The organism is Pseudomonas congelans (genome assembly GCF_900103225.1).
In the GTDB taxonomy this organism is placed as follows: domain Bacteria; phylum Pseudomonadota; class Gammaproteobacteria; order Pseudomonadales; family Pseudomonadaceae; genus Aquipseudomonas; species Aquipseudomonas congelans.
This window is the reverse complement of sequence record NZ_FNJH01000001.1, coordinates 556,980-579,744: the sequence shown is the minus strand read 5'-3', so window position 1 is coordinate 579,744 and position 22,765 is coordinate 556,980. Positions and strand designations below refer to the sequence as shown.

General features: G+C 59.6%; 18 protein-coding genes. 5 read left to right on the top strand and 13 right to left on the bottom strand.

Annotated features, from left to right (window positions below; all coding sequences use genetic code 11):
• Positions 1-30: 30 nt before the first annotated feature.
• On the bottom strand, positions 31-1,842 hold the full coding sequence (locus tag BLR20_RS02505; RefSeq protein WP_054992912.1) for an ABC transporter ATP-binding protein: 1,812 nt from the start codon (positions 1,840-1,842) through the stop codon (positions 31-33).
• An 87-nt stretch (positions 1,843-1,929) separates the two neighbouring features.
• Between BLR20_RS02505 and BLR20_RS02500 the strand changes: the two genes are divergently transcribed.
• A complete protein-coding gene (locus tag BLR20_RS02500; RefSeq protein WP_054992913.1) occupies positions 1,930-2,355 on the top strand; it encodes a DUF1810 domain-containing protein in 426 nt (141 codons plus the stop codon).
• A gap of 7 nt (positions 2,356-2,362) precedes the next feature.
• Here BLR20_RS02500 and BLR20_RS02495 read toward each other — a convergent pair whose 3' ends face one another.
• The 10 genes from BLR20_RS02495 to BLR20_RS02435 all read right to left on the bottom strand — a co-directional run bounded on the left by BLR20_RS02495 (position 2,363) and on the right by BLR20_RS02435 (position 13,031).
• Complete coding sequence (locus BLR20_RS02495) at positions 2,363-3,433, bottom strand: DUF1615 domain-containing protein (RefSeq protein ID WP_054992914.1); 1,071 nt, start codon at positions 3,431-3,433, stop codon at positions 2,363-2,365.
• A gap of 87 nt (positions 3,434-3,520) precedes the next feature.
• Positions 3,521-4,429, bottom strand: a complete 909-nt coding sequence (glsB, locus tag BLR20_RS02490) for a glutaminase B (protein WP_054992915.1) — start codon at positions 4,427-4,429, stop codon at positions 3,521-3,523.
• Between the two features lie 70 nt (positions 4,430-4,499).
• Positions 4,500-5,315, bottom strand: a complete 816-nt coding sequence (locus tag BLR20_RS02485) for a class II aldolase/adducin family protein (protein ID WP_010433162.1) — start codon at positions 5,313-5,315, stop codon at positions 4,500-4,502.
• Positions 5,316-6,009: 694 nt separating this feature from the next.
• Complete coding sequence (locus BLR20_RS02470) at positions 6,010-8,412, bottom strand: TonB-dependent receptor plug domain-containing protein (protein WP_054993068.1); 2,403 nt, start codon at positions 8,410-8,412, stop codon at positions 6,010-6,012.
• Positions 8,413-8,693: 281 nt separating this feature from the next.
• Positions 8,694-9,095 (bottom strand): ExbD/TolR family protein, encoded by a 402-nt coding sequence (locus BLR20_RS02465; RefSeq protein WP_054993069.1) that lies wholly within the window; start codon positions 9,093-9,095, stop codon positions 8,694-8,696.
• A gap of 1 nt (position 9,096) precedes the next feature.
• The gene (locus tag BLR20_RS02460; RefSeq protein ID WP_054993070.1) at positions 9,097-9,825 is read right to left on the bottom strand and encodes a MotA/TolQ/ExbB proton channel family protein; all 729 of its coding nucleotides are present in this window, start codon (positions 9,823-9,825) and stop codon (positions 9,097-9,099) included.
• Positions 9,826-9,955: 130 nt separating this feature from the next.
• Complete coding sequence (locus BLR20_RS02455; protein ID WP_054993071.1) at positions 9,956-10,777, bottom strand: energy transducer TonB; 822 nt, start codon at positions 10,775-10,777, stop codon at positions 9,956-9,958.
• Positions 10,778-11,211: 434 nt separating this feature from the next.
• Entirely contained in the window at positions 11,212-11,706 is a 495-nt protein-coding gene (locus BLR20_RS02445; RefSeq protein ID WP_074594355.1) for a copper chaperone PCu(A)C, read from the bottom strand.
• The gene (locus BLR20_RS02440; protein ID WP_003424002.1) at positions 11,700-12,305 is read right to left on the bottom strand and encodes an SCO family protein; all 606 of its coding nucleotides are present in this window, start codon (positions 12,303-12,305) and stop codon (positions 11,700-11,702) included. Before BLR20_RS02440 ends, BLR20_RS02445 begins: the two co-directional genes overlap by 7 nt.
• Before the next feature lie 174 nt (positions 12,306-12,479).
• Complete coding sequence (locus BLR20_RS02435) at positions 12,480-13,031, bottom strand: TetR/AcrR family transcriptional regulator (RefSeq protein WP_054994020.1); 552 nt, start codon at positions 13,029-13,031, stop codon at positions 12,480-12,482.
• A gap of 179 nt (positions 13,032-13,210) precedes the next feature.
• Between BLR20_RS02435 and BLR20_RS02430 the strand changes: the two genes are divergently transcribed.
• Both BLR20_RS02430 and BLR20_RS02425 read left to right on the top strand, forming a co-directional pair.
• Entirely contained in the window at positions 13,211-14,371 is a 1,161-nt protein-coding gene (locus BLR20_RS02430) for an efflux RND transporter periplasmic adaptor subunit (RefSeq protein ID WP_025991001.1), read from the top strand.
• A gap of 33 nt (positions 14,372-14,404) precedes the next feature.
• Positions 14,405-17,548, top strand: a complete 3,144-nt coding sequence (locus BLR20_RS02425) for an efflux RND transporter permease subunit (RefSeq protein ID WP_054994019.1) — start codon at positions 14,405-14,407, stop codon at positions 17,546-17,548.
• A 21-nt stretch (positions 17,549-17,569) separates the two neighbouring features.
• Here the strand turns inward: BLR20_RS02425 and BLR20_RS02420 are convergent, their stop codons facing one another.
• Together BLR20_RS02420 and sfnG are read right to left on the bottom strand one after the other, a co-directional pair.
• Positions 17,570-19,162 (bottom strand): sensor domain-containing diguanylate cyclase, encoded by a 1,593-nt coding sequence (locus BLR20_RS02420; protein ID WP_054994018.1) that lies wholly within the window; start codon positions 19,160-19,162, stop codon positions 17,570-17,572.
• A gap of 320 nt (positions 19,163-19,482) precedes the next feature.
• Complete coding sequence (gene sfnG / locus BLR20_RS02415; RefSeq protein ID WP_054994017.1) at positions 19,483-20,583, bottom strand: dimethylsulfone monooxygenase SfnG; 1,101 nt, start codon at positions 20,581-20,583, stop codon at positions 19,483-19,485.
• A 323-nt stretch (positions 20,584-20,906) separates the two neighbouring features.
• Between sfnG and BLR20_RS02410 the strand changes: the two genes are divergently transcribed.
• Positions 20,907-21,242: a hypothetical protein gene (locus BLR20_RS02410; RefSeq protein ID WP_010433418.1), complete on the top strand. Its 336-nt coding sequence runs from the start codon at positions 20,907-20,909 to the stop codon at positions 21,240-21,242.
• Positions 21,243-21,448: 206 nt separating this feature from the next.
• Complete coding sequence (locus tag BLR20_RS02405) at positions 21,449-22,486, top strand: LLM class flavin-dependent oxidoreductase (protein WP_054994016.1); 1,038 nt, start codon at positions 21,449-21,451, stop codon at positions 22,484-22,486.
• Positions 22,487-22,765 lie beyond the last annotated feature (279 nt).

Here is a 22,765-nt window from a genome sequence, read left to right as displayed (position 1 = left end):
TTCACTGCAACACTTTTTATCCGGTTTTACCTAGCGATAACCTTGCGCCTGCAGATCGAACAACGCGGCGTAGCGCCCTGCGGCGGCGATCAGGCTGTCATGATCACCGCGTTCCAGCACCCGTCCGTGCTCCAGAACCACGATATGTTCGGCGTTGCGCACGCTGGAAAACCGATGCGAAATCAGCAGCGTCATGCGTCCTTTGGCGTACTCGCGAAAATGCTCGAATACTGCGGCCTCTGCGCCGGCGTCCAGCGCGGCAGTCGGCTCGTCGAGAATCAGGATATCGGCGTCGCGGCGCATGTAAGCGCGTGACAGTGCGATTTTCTGCCACTGCCCTCCGGACAGTTCCTGACCTCCTGCAAACCAGCGACCCAATTGTGTGGCGTAGCCTTTGTCGAGCTGTTCGATGAACTGCGCAGCCATGCCCTGCGCCGCCGCTTCGCGCCAACGGCCTTCATCATGAAAGGCCTGAGTATCACCGACCCCGAGGTTCTCGCCGACCTGAAACTGATAGCGAATGAAGTCCTGAAAAATCACCCCGATGCGCGAGCGCAAGGCGTCTTCGTCCCACTCTTGAAGGTCGCTACCATCCAGCAGAATGCGGCCTTGATCGGGTTGATAGAGGCGCGTCAGCAGCTTGATCAGGGTAGTCTTTCCCGAGCCGTTCTCGCCGACCAGGGCCACGCTGCGCCCCGGAGCCAGGTGCAGGTCGATGTTTTCCAGTGCCGGACGGCTGGTCCCCGGATAGGTGAAACTGACGTTCTCGAAGCGCATGCCATCACCGGGCTGCGCGCCCTCGGTCAGGCTGCCAGCAGACGGCGTAACCGGCTGACCGAGGTAGACATACAGGTCGGCCAGATACAGCCCGTCCTCGTACAAACCACTGATGGCGCTGAGACTGCTGCTCACAGCGGCCTGCCCCTGCTTGAACAGCACCAGGTACATGGTCATCTGCCCCAGGGTGATCCGCCCGTGTACTGCATCGACCACCACCCAGGCGTAGGCCAGGTAAAACGCAGCCGTGCCCAGCAGCCCGAGCAAAAATCCCCAGCCGTCACGGCGCACCGTCAGGCGCCGGTCTTCGGCATACAGGCGCTCGAAGGTGTCGCGGTAGCGCTTGAGCAGCAGCGGCGCGAAGCCGAACAGCTTGACCTCCTTGATGTAACCCTCATGGGAGAGCAGTGTTTCGATGTAGTTCTGCCGACGGGTTTCCGGAGCACGCCGGGTAAACAGGCGGAACGCGTCGCCGGAAAAATGCGCCTCGGCAAAGAACACCGGCAACGCGCCGAGCACCAGAATCAGCAACGCCCAAGGCGAAAAATGCACCAGCAATACGGCAAAGCTGATCAGCGAAATGAGGTTTTGCAGCAACCCCAACGATTTGGTCACCAGTGCCAATGGCCGTGTCGAGGCTTCCCGCCGGACGCGCACGAGTTTGTCGTAGAACTCGGAGTCTTCGAACTGCGACAGCGACAGGGTCTGGGCCTTCTCCAGAATCAGGGTATTGACCTTCTGCCCCAGCAGCACCCGCAGCAACGCCTGCTGCACGGAAAGCCCACGCTGCGCTGCTGCCAGGAGAGCCAGCACGCCGGCTTCGAACAATACATAGCGCAACACCGGCCACAAAGGTGCTTCGCCCGCACTGGCGTGCAACTGCATGGCAGCGACCACCGCATCGACGATGCGCTGGCCGAGCCAGGCGGCCAGCGCGGGCAGCAGGCCGGCGATCAGCGTGGCGACGATCAGCCCGATGGACAGCGCTCGGGAGGTGGTCCAGACCAGATGCATCGCGCGCAAGGCCTGGTGCATGAAAGAAATGAAACGTTTGAAAACCGGCATACGCTTAAAAACTCTTCAGACAGGTCGAACCCCCATGTCGGGCGGCCATCATACGACCACAGGTTCGTTGAAAACAGGAAACTCATCATGAAAGATGCTTACAACCTGCAACGCTTTGTCGATGCCCAGCAACCGCTTTTCCAGCAGGTATTAACGGAACTCGACGCCGGGCAGAAACGCTCCCACTGGATGTGGTTCGTTTTCCCGCAGATCCAGGGGCTGGGGCGCAGCGACACGGCACGACATTACGCAATCACCGACCTCGCTGAAGCGCGGGCTTATCTGCAACACCCCGTGCTGGGACCGCGCCTGGAACAGTGCGCTGGCATTATTGCTCCTCAGGTAGAACGTTCGGCGCGACAGATCTTCAGCTCGCCGGATGACATGAAACTGCATTCGAGCATGACCCTGTTCAGCATCGCAGCGCCTGAGCGGCCCTTGTTTCAACAAGTGCTGGATACGTTTTTCGGGGGCGAGCAGGATGCGATGACGGTGAGACTCCTGTCACGCTGACTCAAACTCACCTGGGCGCACGCTGCACGCAACGTTCGCGTCGGTCGTCGACGCGCTCGGCAAACCAGGCGGTGGTGAGGTTGCGGGTGATTTTCGGGCTTTTCAGGGTAATGCCGGGCAGGATGGCTCTGGGCAAAGGCTTGCCCGCCGCCCTGTCCGCCAGTGCGAAGACCTTGCTGTACAGATCAGTCTCTTCGAATTCCAGCGTGTCGCCCTGCTTGAGCTGGTTCCATATCTGCGACTTGTTCATGCCCAGCCGATCGCCCAGCGTGCGCACTGCCAGCTCGGTGGAACCCGGCGAGGTGGAGTCAAAGCGGATCAGGTCGCCATCCAGCGCCAGCTCGATGCCGGTCGCACGACTCACTGCATTCTGGAACGCAGCATTGCGGCTGGCGTACCAGCCGGCATTGAAGTCGGCAAAGCGGTACAGCGACTGGCTGTAATTCACCGGATAGCCCAGCAGGTGGGCGATACCGAAGTACATGCCGCCACGGCGGGTAAAGACTTCGCGACGGATCGAACCATCGACCGTGTAGGGGTAATCCTCGGCGTGTTTCTCGGCAAAGGCGATGCTGACCTGCATCGGGCCGCCAGTCTTGACCGGGTTGAAATTGCCGAACAACGTCTGACCCAGCGGCACCATGCCGATGAAATCATCAAAGATCGCGCTGAGGTCTTTCTCGGTGCGCGCAGAATCGAGACGTTTGCCATAAGTCTTGCCGTCCGGCGAGCGCACGCGCAACGCGGTGGCGATCAGGGCGTTGGGAATGTGCAGTCGCGCGGCGCGGCGGTTGATTTCGGCGCGGGCGATGTGGCCCATGTCCGGCACCGCAGGATCGACCTGAAAGGTCGACTCCTGCTCGGTAACGGCCATCACCGAACACAGGTTTTCGGTGGTCAGCGGAATCTTCTGCGCGGCAAACGCGGCATGAATATCCGTGGCCCATGCCTGGCGATCCGTGACAGTCGCCGGCATCAGGCGCACGATCTGCGCGCGCGCCTGTTCAGGCGTCAGTTCGGGTTCCTGAACCCGCTGCGTACCACAGCCTGCCAGCACCAGCAGTCCGACGCTCAGCATGAGCGATTTGCATAGCCTTCGATTCAATCCATGACTCCTGTCTGGTTCGCGCTTTGACGCGCGGTTCACTTCAGAAGGCTTTTTACCTCAAAAGACCGACCAGTCGACCCTCGCGCTGAGTTTTTCCAGCGCAGCCATACCGACAAGGGAATTGCCCGCTGCGTTCAACTCCGGGGACCATACACAGACCGAAGCACGCTCGGGCACGATCGCAACGATACCACCGCCTACACCACTCTTGCCCGGCAGGCCTACACGATAGGCAAAGTTACCGGCTTCATCGTACAGGCCACTGGTGGCCATGATCGAGTTGACCTGGGTGGCCTGCCGCGCAGTGAGGATCTGCTCGCCGCTGTGCGCGCAAAACCCCTGATGGGCCAGGAAACCGAATGCCTTGGCCAGATCGATGCAGTTCATGCTCAGTGCGCAATGATGGAAGTAGCTGCGCAGCACGTCTTCCACATCGCCATGAAAATTGTCGAAGGATTTCATCAGATAGGCCGCCGCTGCATTGCGCGAACGGTGCTGGTATTCGGAGTCGGCGACTTTGGAGTCTGAGGTGATCGCCCGATTGCCGCACAGGCGTCGAACGAAGTCGCGCATCGACAGTGACGGTGCTGCAAACCGCGCCTGGTTAATGTCGCAGATCACCAGCGCACCGGCATTGATGAACGGGTTGCGCGGCATGCCCTGCTCGAACTCCAGCTGCACCAGCGAGTTGAATGGCTGGCCGGAAGGCTCGTGTCCGAGGCGCTGCCAGATCTCCTCACCCGAGTGACCGATGGCTTGTACCAGGCTGAACACCTTGGAAATGCTCTGTATCGAAAACGCTGTTTCGGCGTCACCGGCGCTGAACACCTGGCCATCGTTGCCGTACACCGCGATGCCCAGTTGATCAGGCCGGACCCCGCCCAGTGCCGGGATGTAATCGGCCACCTTGCCCTGACCAAGCAAGGGTCTTACTTCATCGAGGATTTCATTCAGCAGGTCTTGCATGTGTGCGCCCCTTGTTTTGGCTGCGCACACTACACCAACCTCAAGCGCCTCGCATCACCGCGTTGCAGGCTCAGGTCCTGTAGTCAGTGTCGTTACGCTCCAGCTCGCGAATCAGGGCATTCCAGTGCCGTGCGACACCCGGCGCATGGCCGTCCTTGATGACCTTTGCCTGCTCCTCCACTTTGGCAATCACCTCTCGCGGCGGGAACACCAGTTCGGCGTTACCCGCCGACTGTGCCGCAATCTGAATGTTGCAGGCGTACTCGAGGGCATGAAGCTGCTGGAACGCATGCTCGACACTCACCCCACCGGTCAGCAACCCGTGGTTGCGCAGGATCATCACGCTCTTGTCACCCAGGTCCGCGACCAGCCGTTCGCGTTCACTCAAGTCCAGCGCAATGCCCTCATAGCCGTGGTAAGCCACCCGGCCGGAGAAGGCAATCGAGTGCTGGGAGATGGGCAGCAGACCGTCCTTCTGGGCCGACACGGCGATACCGTCACGGGTGTGGGTGTGCAGCACCGCTTGCAGGTCATGACGGGCAGCATGAATGGCGCTGTGAATCACGTAACCGGCGTAGTTGATACCCAGCCCGGTAGGGTCATCGACAATCGTGCCGTCAATGTCGACCTTGACCAGGTTGGACGCGGTGATTTCATCGAACAATAGCCCGAATGCGTTGATCAGAAAGTGCTCGTCCGGGCCCGGCACGCGTGCCGAGAAGTGCGTATAGATATGATCGGTCCAGCGCTTGAGCGCCGCCAGCCGATAGGCCGCCGCCAGCTTGACCCGGACTTCCCATTCTTCCGGCGACACTCTGTCGCGCACGCTGCCGCTACCCGACGGTGTCGTACCTGACTGGACTGGCAAAGCGCTGACGTTGCTCATGGTATTGCTCCTGGATGATTTCTGACTGATCAGCAAGACTAGGCGCATGGGGATTCAATTAAAAATTACATTTACTTCTAAGCTAATTATAAAAAATTAGAATATTAAAGTCTGTCCTGCTACCGGCTTTGCACGTGTCCACGAGGGTCCATGATTATTTCTAAAGGCTATTTAAATAACGTTTTATATGGCGATATGCTCTAGAGAATTTTAAATCCCCGCCGGAGCATGGCATGCCGAAGACTGCAAGATTTCTCCCCCGTGTCAGTCGCCGCCTCACCGCGGCCGACGCTCTGCGTAACACGGCGGTTCTGGGATGTCAGGTGGATTGAGGTTTGGCTCAGGTCACTTTTTCGCCCCTCGGCGAGTCACTTTGATGGGGCCAAAGTAACCAAACCCCCTGGCTCCGTTTCCGGCCCGACTTCGTCGGGTTCCTTCGCCCTGACACTGATCCGGGGGTCGCCGCAACAGGCCATCCATGGCCCGGTGCGGCTAGCCTGGCGTCCTGCCAGGCTACCCCCGGATCAGCGCCAGAACTCAGCCGTCACTTACGTCGCAATTTGCGTCGTCAGTACCATCGCGACAAAAAGCGCTTTTGTTTATGTGCAGTGACTCCGAGCAAGGCATACCGTTGTGTTGCAGCGTCACGAGCTTTATGCAAACACAATGGCAGGACAGTCAACGGCAAATCGCGCTACCAGTTATACGTCACCTTGCCGTAGTAATAAGCGCCGCTGTACCCGTAGGGCGAGAATGTGCTGTAGGCCAGGTTACCGCCGCTGGAGGAGAAGTCGTTGAGCTTCTCGGGGTACTTGTCGGTGACGTTGTCGCCGCCCAGGGTGAAGACCCAGTTCTTGAGGGTGTAGTCCACCGCCAGATCCAGCAGCCAGGCGGCGCTGAAGGTCTGGTCGTTGACCTTGTCGGCCTGATAGCTGGTGAACTCGCCGTAACGCACCAGATTGGAGTGCAACGCCCAGTTGCCGAAGTTCAGGTCATTGCCCAGGGTCAGTTTGTGTTGCGGCGTGGTGTCGCCCAGCAAACCGATGCGCTCCCTGCGGTCTACCCGCATCAGGTTCACCCCCAACTGATCGAGAATCGCCGGATTGGCCTTCACGTCGGTAACTTTGGTGTGGTTGTAGTTGTAACCCAGCGTGCTGTTCCAGCTTACGCCGTTGTCGAACTGGTAGCGGTAATTGGCTACCAGATCGACGCCATCTGTGCTGGTGTCAGTGGCGTTGGTGAAATAGCGGGCACTGGTGTAGTTGATATCGCCCACGCCATTACTGCGCAGGTAATTGATGGCGGTGTTATTGAGCACCAGATTGGAGGACAGCGAGATACGGTCCTGAATGTCGATGCGATAGACGTCGGCGGTCACGGTCAGGCTGTCCAGCGGCTGGAGTACCAGGCCCAGGCTGTAATTGCGGGACTTTTCGGGCTTGAGGTCTTCGGCGCCCAACAGCTGCGCAACGTTACTGCCGGCCGGAAACGTGCCCGCTTCCTGGATGGTGTTGCCAATCAGTTGCGACGACGTGAAAGTGAAGTTCTGCTGCGCCAGCGAAGGCGCGCGGAAGCCTGTCGATACGCTGCCTCGCAAAGCCACCTGCGGAGTGAAATCGTAACGCGCCGACAGCGAGCCGCTGACATTGGAACCGAAATCACTGTAGTCCTCGTGGCGGACGGCAGCCGACACACCGAGTTCCTCGGTCAGATGGGTTTCCAGGTCCAGGTACTGGGCGAAGTTGTGCCGCGAGTAACTGCCTGCATCCGCCGCGCGAAAACCGCCCAGCCCGGAACTGCCGGTCTGGAAATACGACTCCGCCTGCCCTGCCTCGATCTGATAGCCCTGACGCAGGTATTCCGCGCCAAACGCGACCGATACCGGATAAGGCAGCCACGCCGCATTGAATTCCCTGGACAGGTCGAGGCTCAGCTGCTTCTGATCATTGGTCAGATTGCCGTTGTAGAACGAGCGCGGCGTGTTCAGTCCCAATGAGGTGTTGATGGTTTTGGTGCGCAGCTCGTAGGAATTCTTGCCATAGTTGACGGACACGTCGTAGTGCCAGTCATACGCCAGTTCACCGCGCAGGCCAGCGACCAGCGAAGTGTCTTCGAGCGTGCCGTTGATCAGCGGCAGATAGCCGTTGGGATAAATCGCCGCAATGTTGTTCGAGGCATTGCTCGGCCGATAAAATGCAGCGGTTTCGCCACGCCGCTTGCTGTAGCCCCCGAAACTGTAGAACTCCGCCGCATCGCTGAAGCTGTATTCCGCGTTGTACTGCAGCTTGCCCTCGTGGGTCTGTGGCTCACCCTGGCGGAACACTTGCTGACCGTAAGTAGTGGACCCGATACTGGACGCTCGAAAGTCGTCACCGGCACGGTTGGTGTAGTCATTGTTGGCACCTTCACCGGAAAGGTTGAAGGTGCCATTGTCGCCCAGGGCAAAACCGGTATTGCCCGACACCTGGCGCTGGATCCCGTCGCCCTTCTTGTATTGGCCGTACTGGCTGGAAATCGACCCGCCATGGTCGGCGCTTTTGAGAATGATGTTGATCACCCCGGCAATGGCATCGGACCCGTAACGTGCCGACGCACCGTCGCGCAGGACTTCGATATGGTCGATGGCTGACAGCGGAATGGCATTCAGGTCGGCAGGTGCCGAACCACGTCCGACCGCCCCGCCCAGATTGACGAAGGCGGACGTGTGACGACGCTTGCCATTGACCAGCACCAGCACCTGATCCGGCGACAGTCCACGCAGTTGCGCCGGACGCGTCAGCTCCGCACCGTCCACGAGGCTGGGCCGGGGGAAATTGATCGAAGGGATCAGGCGTGCCAGCACGGTGCCCAGCTCGCTGGAGCCGGAACTGCGCAGGCTGTCACCGGAGATCACATCAATAGGCGACAGCGACGCGCTGGCGGTACGCTCCTGCGCACGGGTGCCGGTAACGATCACTGTGCCCAGGGTGGCTGCCCCCCGATTGTTTTGTTCATCTGTCGCTTCTGCGGCGAACGCGCTTGCATTGATACCGGCGACGCTCAGCAAATTGGCTGAAAAAATCGTCGTGGCCAATACACTTTGTTTGAAAACTCCCATACCACTACCCCTTGAATATCCCTGATCCAGAAACTCTGTTCTGGTTACAACGAGCGATCCGTGCGGCGGACGGTAGCGATCATTACGATGTCTGACTGAGGTTCCGGTAGTCCGATGCGATATAGCTTAATGACATTGATTTAAATATTTAAATACCAATAAAGAATAACAACCTGCCTTTGTGTCAGTGCTGAAAAATGCCTGCGATTCAAACAAAAAAAGGCCGCACCTGCCTGAGGATGCGGCCCAAAACCGTTGAAGCTGTAGGTGGTACAACTCAGTTACTTGGTAGTGATAACCGACAGCTTGGTAATCCCGGCACGTTCGATGGAAGCCATAGCGCGCGCGACTTCTCCGTAGTTGACGCCATTGTCCGCCTGCAATTGCACGCGCACGTCAGGAGCCTTGTCCCTGGCTGCCTTAAGGTTGCTTTCCAGCAAGTCCGGCTGGATTTCATCCTTGTTGATGAATAGGTTGCCTTGCCCGTCGATACTCACCACCAACGGGTCTTTTTGCTCCACTGGCGCGACCGATTCGGTCTTGGGCAGGTTGATCGGGATCGAGTTGGTCAATAGCGGCGCGGTAACGATGAACACCACCAGCAGCACCAGCATCACGTCTACCAGCGGCGTGACGTTTATCTCGCTAAGCACTTCATCGGTGTCTTGCGTGGAAAAAGCCATCTCAGGATGCCTCCTTCACTTTCTGCCCGGTGTGTGCGCCTGCAGTGCCGGACTTCAAGACCGGATGCAGCAGCACACGGAAGGCACTCTTCTGCGCCAGGCTATAGAAGTCGTGGGCAAAGTCGTCCAGGTCTGCAGCGGTCAGTTTCAGGCGTCGCAGAAAGTAGTTGTAGACCAGCACCGCAGGCACTGCGACGGCAATACCGACACCGGTTGCCACCAGCGCGGCACCGATCGGCCCGGCCACCGTTTCCAGGCTCGCCGAACCGGCCGCGCTGATGCCCTTGAGGGCCGACATAATGCCCCAGACCGTACCGAACAGACCGATGAAAGGCGAAGTGCTGCCGATACTGGCGAGGATGGCCAGACCGGTTTCCAGCGAACGGCGCTCACGAACGATCTGCTGGCGCAGTGCGCGCTCAAGGCGGTCCTGATGATTGATGGACTGACTGAGGTCATTGGCCTGCGCGCCATCCGGCACCTGAATGGCGGCGTAACCGGCCAGCGCAACCCGGGCGGCAGCACCCGGCTGCTCCTGAGCCAGTTGAGCGGCGGAATCCAGGCTTGATGCCGCCCAGAACTGCTTGTGGAACTTGCGATCCTGTGACTTCAGGCGTGAAAACTGCACCCCCTTGAGCAGGGCCAGGCCCCAGGTCGCGACGGAAAAAAGCACCAGCAGCCAGATGACCGCGTGTTCGATGGATTCAAAAGGCGAAGCAATCAGGTTCATGGCGTAGCTCTCTCTGAACAAAGTCTGAACAAGGCATGGAGTGTGTCGCGATGCGCCTTTGGTTCAGGTAGCTCGCCAGGTCAATCGAATAGCCGGGTTTGATTGTGAAACGTTATTTGATCTTGAAGCCTCATTTGATCTTGAAATCAATGGGCACGCTGACCCAGCCATCCTGGGCTACATCGCCCTGCTTGGCCGGGACGAAACTCCAGCGTTTCACCGCCGCAAGCGCGGCGTCGTCGAGCTGCTCGCGGCCACTGCTCTTCTGTATCTGAATATCGCCGGGCTTGCCGCTGGCCAATACATGCACGCGCAACAGCACAGTGCCTTCCCAGCCGCGACGCATGGCCAGTGATGGGTATTCCGGGGCCGGGTTGCGCAGGTAACCCGCACTGGCCGAAGCCGGGGTCACTGGTTTTGGTGCGGGCGGCGCAGGTGCGGCGACAGGGGCTGCCGATACCTGAGGTGCGGGTGGCTGCTCAACCGGTTTGGCCACTGGTTTCACGACCGGCTTGGGCGGCTGTGGCTTGGGTTTGGCAATCGGTTTTGGCGGTGGCGGCTTGACGGCCAGTTCGTCCTCGACCGGAGGCGGCGGCTCGACCACCGGCTGCACGACAGGCTCGGGGGGTGGCGGCGGTGTTTCCACAACCGGTGGCGCAGGCTGGGAAAACTCGATGGTCATCGGCGGAATTTCAGGTGGCACCACCGGCAGTTCGGGCGTCGGTTTTTGGCTCAGCCAGTAAATGATCGCGGCATGGAACACCAGCGCCAGCGCACCGAGCAAAATGGCTTCACGTCGCCCGAGAATTGGCTTGGGGGTGCTTTGCAATCGCGATAACGCCAGAGGCGCACGGAAAGGACGCCCCAGATCGACCAGATCGACCAGGTCGCCACTCGGCGTCTGGCGCCAGAGCGCGTCATGTGCACTGGCTGCGGTCTGGACATTGCCCATTGATACACTCCTGCATTTTCATGATAAAAATCCAGGTTCTGTTGGTATCAGTCACCTTCCTTAGGCCGATGTGGCGAGGCAATCATCGCCGAAAGAGGCTTGTTCCTGAAAAGAATATTTGGTTAACCGGTTAGATCCTAAATGCATATAAAGATCTGACTGAATGCTTCCTTGGCCTCAGGCGGAATGCGGCTTGGATGTACGGGAAGAGACTATCGTGCCGACGTTCCGCGTCCGCTCATGAATGTGCAGTGCGGCGCAGAGTGGTGACGCGGAGCGTCACGAGAGGCATTCCCACGCTCGATGCATCGGCACGATAGCCATCAGGTAGATCACTATCGTGCCGATGCATCGAGCGCCCTGTTTGCTGGGGGTCTGTGCCGGCCTCTTCGCGAGCAAGCTCGCTCCCACAAGACCGGTTTATAACGCAGGCCTCAATGGCCGCTGTGATCACCGTGGCTGCTGTGATCGTCGCTGGTCAGTGACTTGGCGACTGCCATGACCTGGATCGATTGCTTCACGCCCTTTTTGTCTTCCACGGTCAGGGTCAGGGGCACCTGGTCGCCCTCTTTGACCTGTGCGGCCAGGCCCATGAACATCACGTGGTAGCCGTCGGAATCGAGCACCACCGGTTTGCCGGCCGGCAGGTCGACCGAGTTGACACGCTGCATGCTCATCACATCGCCGTTCATGCTCATCTCATGGATCTGCACAGTTTTGGCAGCAGGTGAAGCAACGTCGACCAGCTTGCTGTCTGTGTCCGAGGTGATGCGCATGAACGCGCCAGTGGCTGACTGGCCTGGCACGGTGGCACGCACCCAGGCATCGTCGACGCGTGTTTCGGCCAGGGCCTGAGCGCTCAGGCCCAACAGCGAAAGGGTCAGCAACAGCGGCTTTGCAACGTTACGAATCAGAACGGTCATCAGCATACTTCCATCAAAGTGAGCAGATCTTCGGTGCATTGTTGGGCAGACAGCCGGTGCGACAACCCCAGGCGCAATACGCCGCGGGTGTCGTAGACGTAGCTGGTGGCGGTGTGCGAGATCGTGTAGGTGTCACCCAGCGGGACCTTCTCGAAGAATACGCCGAACTCCTTGGCCGTTGCGGCCGTTTCTTCGAGCGTGCCGGACAGTGCGACAAAGGTCGGATCGAAGGCCTTCACGTAGGCGTCGATCACTTCGGGCGTATCGCGCTCCGGGTCCAGGGTAATGAACACCACCTGCAGCGTCTTGCCCTCCTCGCCCATCAGTTTCCTGATCTGCGCGGCCCGCGCCAGCGCCGTGGGACAGATGGCAGGGCACTGGGTGAAGCCGAAGAAGATCATCGGCATGAGGCCGCGAAAACTCGACAGGGTCTTGACGTTGCCTTGCGAATCCTTGAGCCGGAAATTGCGGCCGACAATCTCGTTGCTCATGTCCTTGCCGTGTTTGAACGGCAATGCATTGGAGCTGCCGCATCCGGTCAGCAGGCCAAGGCTCAGCAACGAGAGGCCAGCGACCACCTCGCGGCGTGTCAGATGTTGCGTCATGTCTTGCGTCCTCTGAGGATAAGGCGCGTGGGTTCAGACAAATTCAAAGGCGGCGAATTTACCACTCAAGGACAATGGGGAATACCGCCAATCCTGTATCAAGGCATGAGCAGACGCGCAAACGTCGCGCTCATGGGCTGCAACAGGTCATGCGACAAAACAGCACAGGCTGGCTTATCGTGCCGCCGCGCCCTGCAGGAAAAACTGGGTCACCAATGCGCCCATGCCGACGCGTGCCACACGGCCGCGGCGTTCTGCGTCGACCATCCCGGAGAGCAGCGCTGCGAACATTTCGGTAAGGACGGCGGCACCGACGTCGATCCGGAACAGACCTTCACGCTGACCACGCAGGAAAAACGCATCGAGGGCATCGGAGTAAGGCAGCCAGCGGCGCCCCCCGCTGCTTTCATCGAGTGAATCCGGGCGCCACTGGAACACCAGAAAGACCAGCATTTCGCGGTGCATGAGGTGGTTGTCGACCAGTCGCTGGAGCGCTTCCAGTGGCGGAGCATGCTGCAGGTCAGCGTCGGCGACCATCTGGTTCATCAGGTCCGAGGCGTGATTGAGCAACAGTTCCACGAGGTTGGCGCGGGTACCGCAGAAGCGGTTGAGCGTCGCCTTGCTGACGCCAGCTGCCTGAGCAATATCCTTGAGCGTACCGTTGGAATGGTCAACCAGCGCAACGGCCAGGGCCTTCAGAAATTTGTCTTCAGCAGGTAATTCCATTGGGTACGTCTTCAACTCGTATAAGTGGCGGGCGGCGCATTGTGCAGAAACCTTACTGCGTTCTCAAAGCCTATACACAATTAGTCACTAAAGCCTCATGTGAGTCAATATTGACTCATCGGCTTTCAGAGTGGATCATTCGCGGCTTTAGCATCTGATGGGCTGCGGCCGGGTGAATGATGAGTAGTTTCAGCGATTGGCGTGTCATGCCTGCAATAGCCCTGCTGGCAGCGTTGGGCCTGGCCGGGTGCGAACAGAAACAGCAGCAGGATCACGCTGCAGCGAAGCCCCCCAAAGAGGTAGAGGCAATTACCGTCAACACCGAATCGTTCACGGTCGTCGATGAATTGCCCGGCCGTATCGAACCGGTGCGTGTGGCGCAGGTTCGCGCCCGGGTGGCCGGTATCGTGCTGAGCCGCAACTTCGAGGAAGGCGCCGACGTGAAAGCCGGCGCAGTGCTGTTCCAGATTGATCCGGCGCCGTTCAAGGCCGCGCTGTCCAAGGCGCAAGGAGATCTGGCACGTACCCAGGCCACGTTGTTCGAGACTCAGGCCACGGTCAAGCGCTATGAGTCGCTGGTGGAAATAGAAGCCGTGAGCCGCCAGACCTTCGACACGGCCCGCTCTGCACTGCAAAACGCTGTTGCAGCGAAGCGTTCGGCCGAGGCCGATGTGGAAACAGCCAGGCTGAACCTGGGCTATGCCACCGTCAAGGCGCCTATTTCAGGCCGCATCGGCCGCGCCATGGTCACCGAGGGCGCGCTGGTCGGTCAGGGCGAAACCACGCTGCTGGCAACCATTCAACAACTCGACCCGGTCTACGCCGACTTCACCCAGCCAGCCGCCGAGGCCTTGCAGATGCGCGCCGCGATACAGGAAGGCCGCTTGCCCAAGGGCGGCGAAGACGCGTTGTCACTGAGTGTCGACGGCACCGATTACAAGAGCACTGGCACTCTGCTGTTTACCGATGTCGCAGTGGACCGGACCACCGGCCAGGTTTCGTTGCGTGCCCGCTTTGCCAATCCCAAGGGCGTGCTGCTGCCCGGAATGTACGTACGGGTACGCACACCACAGCGCGTCGACAGCAACGCCATTCTTGTTCCGCAGCGCGCCGTTCAACGCTCCGGTGACGGTGCAGCCCGCGTGCTGGTGATTGCCCAGGACGGCACGGTCGAGGCGCGCCCGGTAAAAACCGGGGCGATGCAGGATTCGCGCTGGCAGATCACCGAAGGTCTGAAGGCGGGCGAACAGGTCATCGTCGGCAACATGACCGGGCTCAGCTCCGGCGACAAGGTCGCCCGCAAATCGCCCTCCGCACAGCAGCAGGCCACGGCGCAATAAAGCCGCCTTCAGCGCGATCAAGGATCACTGTCCATGTCTCTTTTCTTTATCAAGCGCCCCAACTTCGCCTGGGTACTTGCCCTATTCATCCTCCTCGCCGGGCTGATGGCGCTGCCGTCTCTGCCTGTGGCGCAGTACCCGGACGTGGCGCCACCGCAGATCACCATCACCGCAACCTACCCCGGCGCATCCGCGAAAGTGCTGGTCGATTCGGTGACCAGCGTCATCGAGGACGAGCTTAACGGTGCCAAGGGGATGCTGTATTACGAGTCGACCAGCAACTCGACCGGCAGCGCGGAAATCAACGTGACGTTCGTGCCGGGCACCAACCCGGACCTGGCTCAGGTCGAGGTACAGAACCGTATCAAGAAAGCCGAAGCACGCTTGCCGCAGACGGTCCTCAGCCAGGGCCTGCAGGTCGAACAGGCCAGCTCCGGTTTTCTGTTGATCTACACACTGAACTACAAGGACGGCGCGGCCAACAAGGATACCGTCGCGCTGGCCGACTACGCGGCACGCAACGTCAATAACGAAATAAGCCGGGTGAACGGTGTCGGCAGGCTGCAATTCTTCGCTGCCGAAGCCGCGATGCGGGTGTGGATCGATCCGCAGAAGCTGGTGGGCTTCGGGTTGTCCATCGACGATGTGAATGCTGCCATCCGGGCGCAGAACGTGCAGGTGCCGGCAGGCAGCTTCGGCAGTAGCCCGGCCTCGTCACTGCAGGAGTTGACCGCCACGCTGGCGGTCAAGGGCACGCTGGACAACCCGGAAGAGTTCGGGCGCATCGTTCTGCGTGCCAACGAAGACGGCTCTGCGGTGCACCTGTCCGATGTGGCCCGCGTAGCCGTCGGCAGCCAGGATTACAGCTTCGAATCACGCCTGAACGGTCAGCGTGCCGTCGCCGGTGCCGTTCAGCTGTCGCCGGGCGCCAACGCGATCCAGACGGCCAGAGCCGTCGAGCAGCGGCTCACCGAGCTGTCGGTCAACTTCCCGGAAGGTGTCGGGTTTTCGATACCGTACGACACCTCGCGCTTCGTCGATGTGGCCATCGACAAGGTGATCTACACCCTTATCGAAGCCATGGTGCTGGTGTTTCTGGTGATGTTCCTGTTTCTGCAGAACATCCGTTACACGCTAATCCCGACCATCGTGGTCCCGGTGTGTCTGGCGGGGACGCTGGCGATCATGTACCTGATGGGCTTCTCGGTGAACATGATGACCATGTTCGGCATGGTGCTGGCCATCGGTATTCTGGTCGACGACGCCATTGTGGTGGTGGAGAACGTCGAGCGGATCATGGCTGAAGAAGGCCTCTCTCCCGCCGCCGCCACGGTCAAGGCGATGCAGCAGGTTTCCGGGGCGATTTTCGGCATCACGCTGGTCCTCGCCGCCGTGTTCCTGCCACTGGCATTCATGGGCGGCTCGGTCGGGGTGATCTATCAGCAGTTCTCGCTGTCGCTGGCCGTGTCGATTCTGTTCTCGGGGTTCCTGGCCCTGACGTTCACCCCTGCGCTGTGTGCCACGCTGCTCAAGCCGATCCCGGCCGGGCACCATGAAAAGCGCGGTTTCTTCGGCGGTTTCAATCGCCTGTTCGGCAAGTTCACCGACCGTTACGAGCGCGTCAGCTCCAGCATGATCAAGCGCGCCGGCCGCTACATGCTGCTGTACGTCGGTATCGTCGGTCTGCTGGGCTTTTTCTACCTGCGCCTGCCGGAGTCCTTTGTGCCCGTGGAAGACCAGGGCTATCTGATCATCGACGTGCAACTGCCTCCCGGTGCCACCCGTTCGCGTACCGACCTCACTGCGCAACTACTCGAGAACTATATGCTGTCCCGCGAAGCCACGGGTGCGGTAACCATGCTGCTGGGGTTCAGTTTCTCGGGCATGGGTGAGAACGCCGGTCTTGCGTTCCCGACCCTGAAGGACTGGTCGGAACGCGGCAAGGGCCAGTCGGCGGCGGAAGAAGCGGCGGCGTTCAACCAGCATTTTGCCGGGCTTGGCGATGGTACGGTGATGGCGGTGACGCCACCGCCCATTGACGGTCTGGGCACCTCGGGCGGCTTCTCGCTGCGTCTGCAGGACCGTGCGGGCCTGGGCCGTGAAGCGTTGCTGGCAGCGCGCGACAAGCTGCTCGGCGAAGCCAACGGCAATCCGAAGATCCTCTACGCGATGATGGAAGGTCTGGCCGAAGCGCCGCAATTGCGACTCAACATCGACCGCGAAAAAGCCCGGGCACTGGGCGTAAGTTTCGAGTCGATCAGCAACGCCCTGTCCACCGCCTTCGGCTCCTCGGTGATCAGCGACTTCGCCAATGCCGGACGTCAGCAGCGCGTGGTCGTACAGGCCGAGCAGAGTTCGCGAATGACCCCGGAAAGCGTGCTCAAACTCTACGTACCCAATAACAGCGGCACGCTGGTGCCGCTGGGTGCCTTCGTTTCCACGCACTGGGAACAAGGCCCGGTGCAAATCGCTCGCTACAACGGTTACCCCGCATTCAGGATTTCCGGCGACGCAGCGCCGGGCGTCAGTACCGGCGAGGCCATGGCGGAAATCGAACGGATCGTTTCAGAGCTGCCGCAAGGCATCGGTTACGAATGGACCGGCCTCTCCTATCAGGAAAGACTCGCCAGTGGCCAGGCAGCCGGACTGTTCGGCCTGGCACTGCTGGTGGTGTTCCTGCTGCTGGTCGCGCTGTATGAGAGCTGGGCGATCCCGCTGGTGGTGATGCTGATCGTACCCGTCGGCGCGCTGGGTTCCGTGCTGGCCGTGACGGCCGTCGGCCTGCCCAACGATGTGTATTTCAAAGTCGGCCTGATTACCATCATCGGGCTGGCGTCGAAAAACGCGATTCTCATCGTCGAGTTCGCCAAGGAGCTGTGGGATCAGGGGCATTCACTGCGCGACGCAGCACTTCAGGCTGCGCGGCTGCGCTTTCGGCCGATTGTCATGACGTCGCTGGCTTTCATCTTGGGCGTGGTGCCGCTGACCCTGGCCACCGGCGCAGGTGCAGCGAGCCAGCGCGCCATCGGCACCGGTGTCATCGGCGGCATGCTCAGCGCGACGTTGCTGGGCGTGGTTCTGGTGCCGATATTCTTCGCCTGGGTCCTGTCCGTGCTGCGCCGCAAACCGCATGCGCAACAGATTGCCGACGACCAGCAACTGCCTGAGAAGCGATAGGCAGGAAGCGGCCGGCGAGTGTCAATCCCGCTGGCCCGACCTTGGCTCAGTGTCGGCTTGCGCGTCCGCAGAGGACTTGACGCGGGTCCAGGCCGGCAACGTACCGGTCGCGATTTCCGACGCCACATTCACCCGGTTGCGACCCTGCGACTTGGCGGCATACAACGCGCGGTCGGCAAGCTCGATCAGGCTGCGCTCATCGAGTTGTCGATCCGTGCCCATGAATGTCGCGACACCGAGGCTGATCGTCACGATGCCAAACGGGCTGGCGGGATGTTCGATCTGCTCGTCGCGGACGGCCAGCAGGATGTTCTCGGCTACCTGGCGAGCGTTCGACTCGTCAGTACCGGGCAACACCACCGCGATCTCTTCACCGCCATAACGGGCGGCGACGTCACTGGGACGACGAATGAACTGCTCGACCACGCGGGCCAGCGCAATCAGGCATTCGTCACCGGCCAGATGACCGTAATGATCGTTGTAGCGTTTGAAATGATCGGCATCGATCAAAATCAACGACAGCAGGCTGCGCTCGCGTCTGGCGCGCTTGAATTCGACTTCCAGAAACTGATCGAAGCGTCTGCGATTGGCCAGCCCGGTCAGCTTGTCTTCAGAGGCGATCAACTCCAGGTGCTGGTTCAGCTGGATCAGGGCTGCCTGGGAATCAAGCAACTGGTCTTCTGCGCGTATGCGACTGTGAATATGCCCGATCAGACGAACGCCGAGTCCGATCACCAACCCCAGCAGCACCAGCATGACCAGAATGGATTGCTTAGTCTGGCCCAGCCAGTCAAGCATGGCCTCTTTCTGGCCCAGTGCGACAACGGTCACGATCGGGTAGACATCACTGCGTTTGAACGCATAAAAACGCGCAACGCCGTCAATTCTGGAAACGAACTGAGCCGTGCCTGAGATCAGGCCGCGTTTCGAGGTAAAAATGGGCGTCGATGACAGGTCGCGACCGATTTCCTGCTCCAGATGGGGATAGCGCACCCGCAGCTGTCCGGTCGTCGACGTCAGACTGATGATGCCGGTTTGTCCAACCTTGATATCCGAATAGAATTTCAACAGATGGTCGACACCGATGGTGGCGACCATCAGCCCGGCAAAACTCGCGTCGGGATTATTGATGCGCCTGCTGACCGATATGACCCATTCGCCTGAGGCACGGCTGCGAATCGTCGGGCCGATGTAAGGGGTTTTGTCAGGTGTTTGCAGATGGTGCTGAAAGAACTGGCGCTGCCCGCTGTTGATGCCAATGACTTTGGGATTGCTCGAGAAGATGCAAATCCCGTCAGCGTTGTACAGCGACACGGTGTCAATCTGCGGCAGCGCGCCCATTTCACGCGCTATGACCCACCTGAGACGCTCGATCTGTTCAGGCCCGACGCCGTCCTTTTCGACACGTTCCGTCAGGCCGATCAGCATCAGCTCGCTTTGCTTGAAAATGCCGTCCGTGTAGGTGCTCAGCGCTCCAGCCAGATTGATAGTGCTGGTCTGGATGTTTTCCAGAGTGTTGCGGCGCGCGGTCCATGCTTGCCAGGCCATTAACATCACCACGCAGGCGCACACTACGAAGATCAGCCATGACGCAAGCCGAAGGTCGCGTTTCAAAACATGCCTCCACAACAGGTGAGAACCAGTGCATCTGGTTTTTCTGAAAACCGGACCTGATTGCTCAGGGGCCATCGACAATCCTTTCGCTATCAACTGCCATTGTCGGCAAGTGCTCGGCCATACCTGGAAGGCCTGGCATCGATAAAAGCATGCCAGTGAGTGGCATCATAATGCCACGTAGAGCTGTCTATGGGTTGATCGGGGTTGAACATACGGACGCAGGCGCACACTGGATCACAGTGGCGCCTGATTTTATGGCGGGCTGTAAGCGCGACCGGCTTACAGGGACGAGACGGGCTGTCGGGAATGGCCGGGGGTCAAGCCGTCTCGGCGACAGGCTTGCGTTGTGCAGCGGCTTCCAGTTCGCGCACCAGAGGCAATACCTGCTGACCGAAATAGGCGACTTCTTCCTGGAAATGCAGGAACGCTGAAAGCACAAGGTCTACGCCAACGGACTTGAGTTCCACGATGCGCTCGGCAATTTGCCGGGGTGTGCCAATCAGGTTGGTCTTGAAGCCATCGTTGTACTGCACCAGATCCTGAAAGGTGGATTTGGCCCAGTTACCCTCGCCTTCCGGACTCGACTGGCCGGCCTGTTTCGCGGCATCACCAAAGGCGTTGACGGCTTCGGGATCAGCCTTGTCGACGATTTCGGCGAGCACGGCACGCGCCTCCTCTTCAGTATCCCTGGCAATGATGAAGGCATTCACGCCGATCTTCACCGAATGCCCGTTTGCGGCAGCCTTGGCTCGAATGTCATCGACCTGAGCCTTGATGCCTTCGACGGTATTGCCGTTGGTGAAATACCAGTCCGACACCCGCGCCGCCATATCGCGCGCGGCCCGCGAGCTGCCACCCTGAAAGATCTCGGGGTGAGGACGCTGGATCGGCTTGGGCTTGAGGGTGTAATCGTGGAAGCGATAGAAATCACCCTTGAAGGTGAAGTTGTCGGTAGTCCAGATCCCCTTGAGCGCTCGAATGAACTCCTCTGAGCGCCGATAACGTTCATCATGCTCCAGCCAGGGCTCACCGATGGCCTGGAACTCGCCCTTGAACCAGCCACTGACGATATTGACCGCGACGCGCCCCGCGGTGAGCTGATCAATAGTCGCCAGTTGCTTGGCGGCAACCGACGGCGTCCACGGCCCGGGCAATATCGCGGCAATAACCTTGAGCTTTTCGGTCGCGGCCAGTAGCGCGTGGCTGAAGGCTACGGACTCGTGCTGGAACTCGGCGCCATATCCGGCAGTAAAGCGGATCTGCGTCAGCGCATAGTCGAAACCGGACTGTTCGGCGATCTGCGCCAGTTTGCGGTTGTAATCGATAGTCCAGCTGGTGCGCTGCTCAATCTTGCTGACTACCAGCCCACCGCTGACGTTCGGTACCCAGTACGCAAATTTTATGGACGATTGGCTCATGTCGGTACTCCTCTGGCTGCAAGCTTCCCGAGCGCATTAAGCACCAGGGCCTGCATACCCATAGAGCAGCAACCGTGCCATTCAATAAAACAGAGGCAGATCAAAGCGTTGCGACGGCTGACGTACAGCGTCAACTGTCCGTGCCACATCAGGCTGTGGAACCACTGTTGCCGGAGCAACAGCTTTAATGGATTTTTGGCCGGATGCGGGAGGCGATTCGCTGAAAACAAGCCGACGAGAGGCAGCTCGCCCTGCTATCCAGAAGCGCATTACGGTAGTAAATTTTGGATCCAACGAACCCGCATTCATCCGCAGGAGCACCGATGAAATTGCATGCCTGTTTTCTGGCCCTGATGATCCCTGCCCTGTCGGCGCATGCCGAAGGCAAAACCTTATCCATACCTCATGATCCGACCGGTCAGCACGCACTGGTAGAGAAGAGCGGCAGCGCAAAGGAGCGCGTGGTGATCACCCGGCGTGAAGGCATGCTTGGGGTGATCTACTCCAAGCGGGTCTATAACTGCGCCAACCATACGGTGAACCTGGTCGGCACCGGTTCCACTCTGGAAATCATGGAACAGGCAAAGGCCGTGAGCGGCATGGGCCCGGTGATTCGCGACTCCACGGCTGACTACATCGAATCCGAAGCCTGCAGTTGATCCCGACTGATCGAGCCAGCCCCGGCTGAATCCGCAACATCCGAAAGCGCCTCCCATGAGGCGCTTTTTTCGTTTCTGTCGTTGCGTTTCGCGGCGAGGAGCAGCACCGCAAAAAACACTTGCACCGAAAGTATTACGGTATACCATCAGACAACAATAACTCATCACGCCGGTGCAGGCGCCAGGATTTAAGCGAGGTAAGTGTCATGAAGTTTTCGTTGTTCGTGCACATGGAACGCTGGGATGACAGTGTCAGTCATCGCCAGCTTTTCGAGGACCTGACCGAGCTGACGCTGATGGCCGAGCAAGGTGGCTTCAGCACAGTCTGGATCGGCGAACACCACGCGATGGAATACACCATCTCGCCAAGCCCGATGCCGCTGCTGGCGTATCTGGCGGCCAGGACCACGCGTATTCATCTGGGCGCCGGCACCATCATTGCGCCGTTCTGGCATCCATTGCGGGTCGCGGGTGAATGCGCGCTGCTGGACGTGATCAGCAACGGGCGCATGGAAGTCGGCCTGGCACGCGGCGCCTATCAGGTGGAGTTCGATCGCATGGCCGGCGGCATGCCAGCCTCCGAAGGCGGCAAGGCGTTGCGTGAAATGGTCCCGGTGGTACGTGCGCTGTGGCAAGGGGACTACGCCCACGATGGCGACATCTGGAAATTTCCGACCTCGACTTCCGTGCCCAAGCCGATCAACACGCCCCCGATGTGGATCGCTGCGCGCGACCCCGACTCGCACAATTTCGCCGTGCAGAACGGCTGCAACGTGATGGTCACCCCATTGATGAAGGGTGACGAAGAAGTTGTCGACCTGAAGAACAAGTTCGAAGCCGCGCTGGCCAATAACCCCGACGTGCCCCGCCCGCAATTGATGGTACTGCGCCACACGCATGTGCATGCCGCAGATAATCCTGAAGGCTGGAAAGTGGGCGCCACTGCCATCGCGAAGTTCTACCGCACTTTTGACGCGTGGTTTGGCAACAAACAGACGCCGGTCAACGGTTTTCTGGCGCCCAGCCCGGAAGAGAAATTCAAGGAGCGTCCGGAGTTCGAGCTGGGCAACATCCGCAAAAACACCATGATCGGTACTCCGGAGGAGATCATTCCGCGTATTCGTCATTATCAGGAGTTGGGTGTAGACGAGTTCAGTTTCTGGTGCGACAACAGCCTGCCGCACGCCGAGAAGAAGAAATCGCTCGAGCTGTTCATCAAGCATGTGGTGCCGGCGTTTCGTTGAGCCGAGCGAGCGGTTTCCAGACTTTATTGATTATCGTCCCCATGCTCCGCGCTCATCGTTATACGCAAGTCCTGGAGGCTCCAAATAAAAGGCTTCCAGGCTTCTGCCCGAATCGAAAATCACATTGCGACTCTCGTTCCCACGCTCCGCGTGGTAATGCCTTTCGTGACGCTCTGCGTCACACAGCGGTTCGGTGACATCAGGTGGATTGGTGTTTGGCTCAGGTCACCTTTGCGCCCTTACGGCGCCTTACTTTGAGGGACCAAAGTAAGCAAAGTC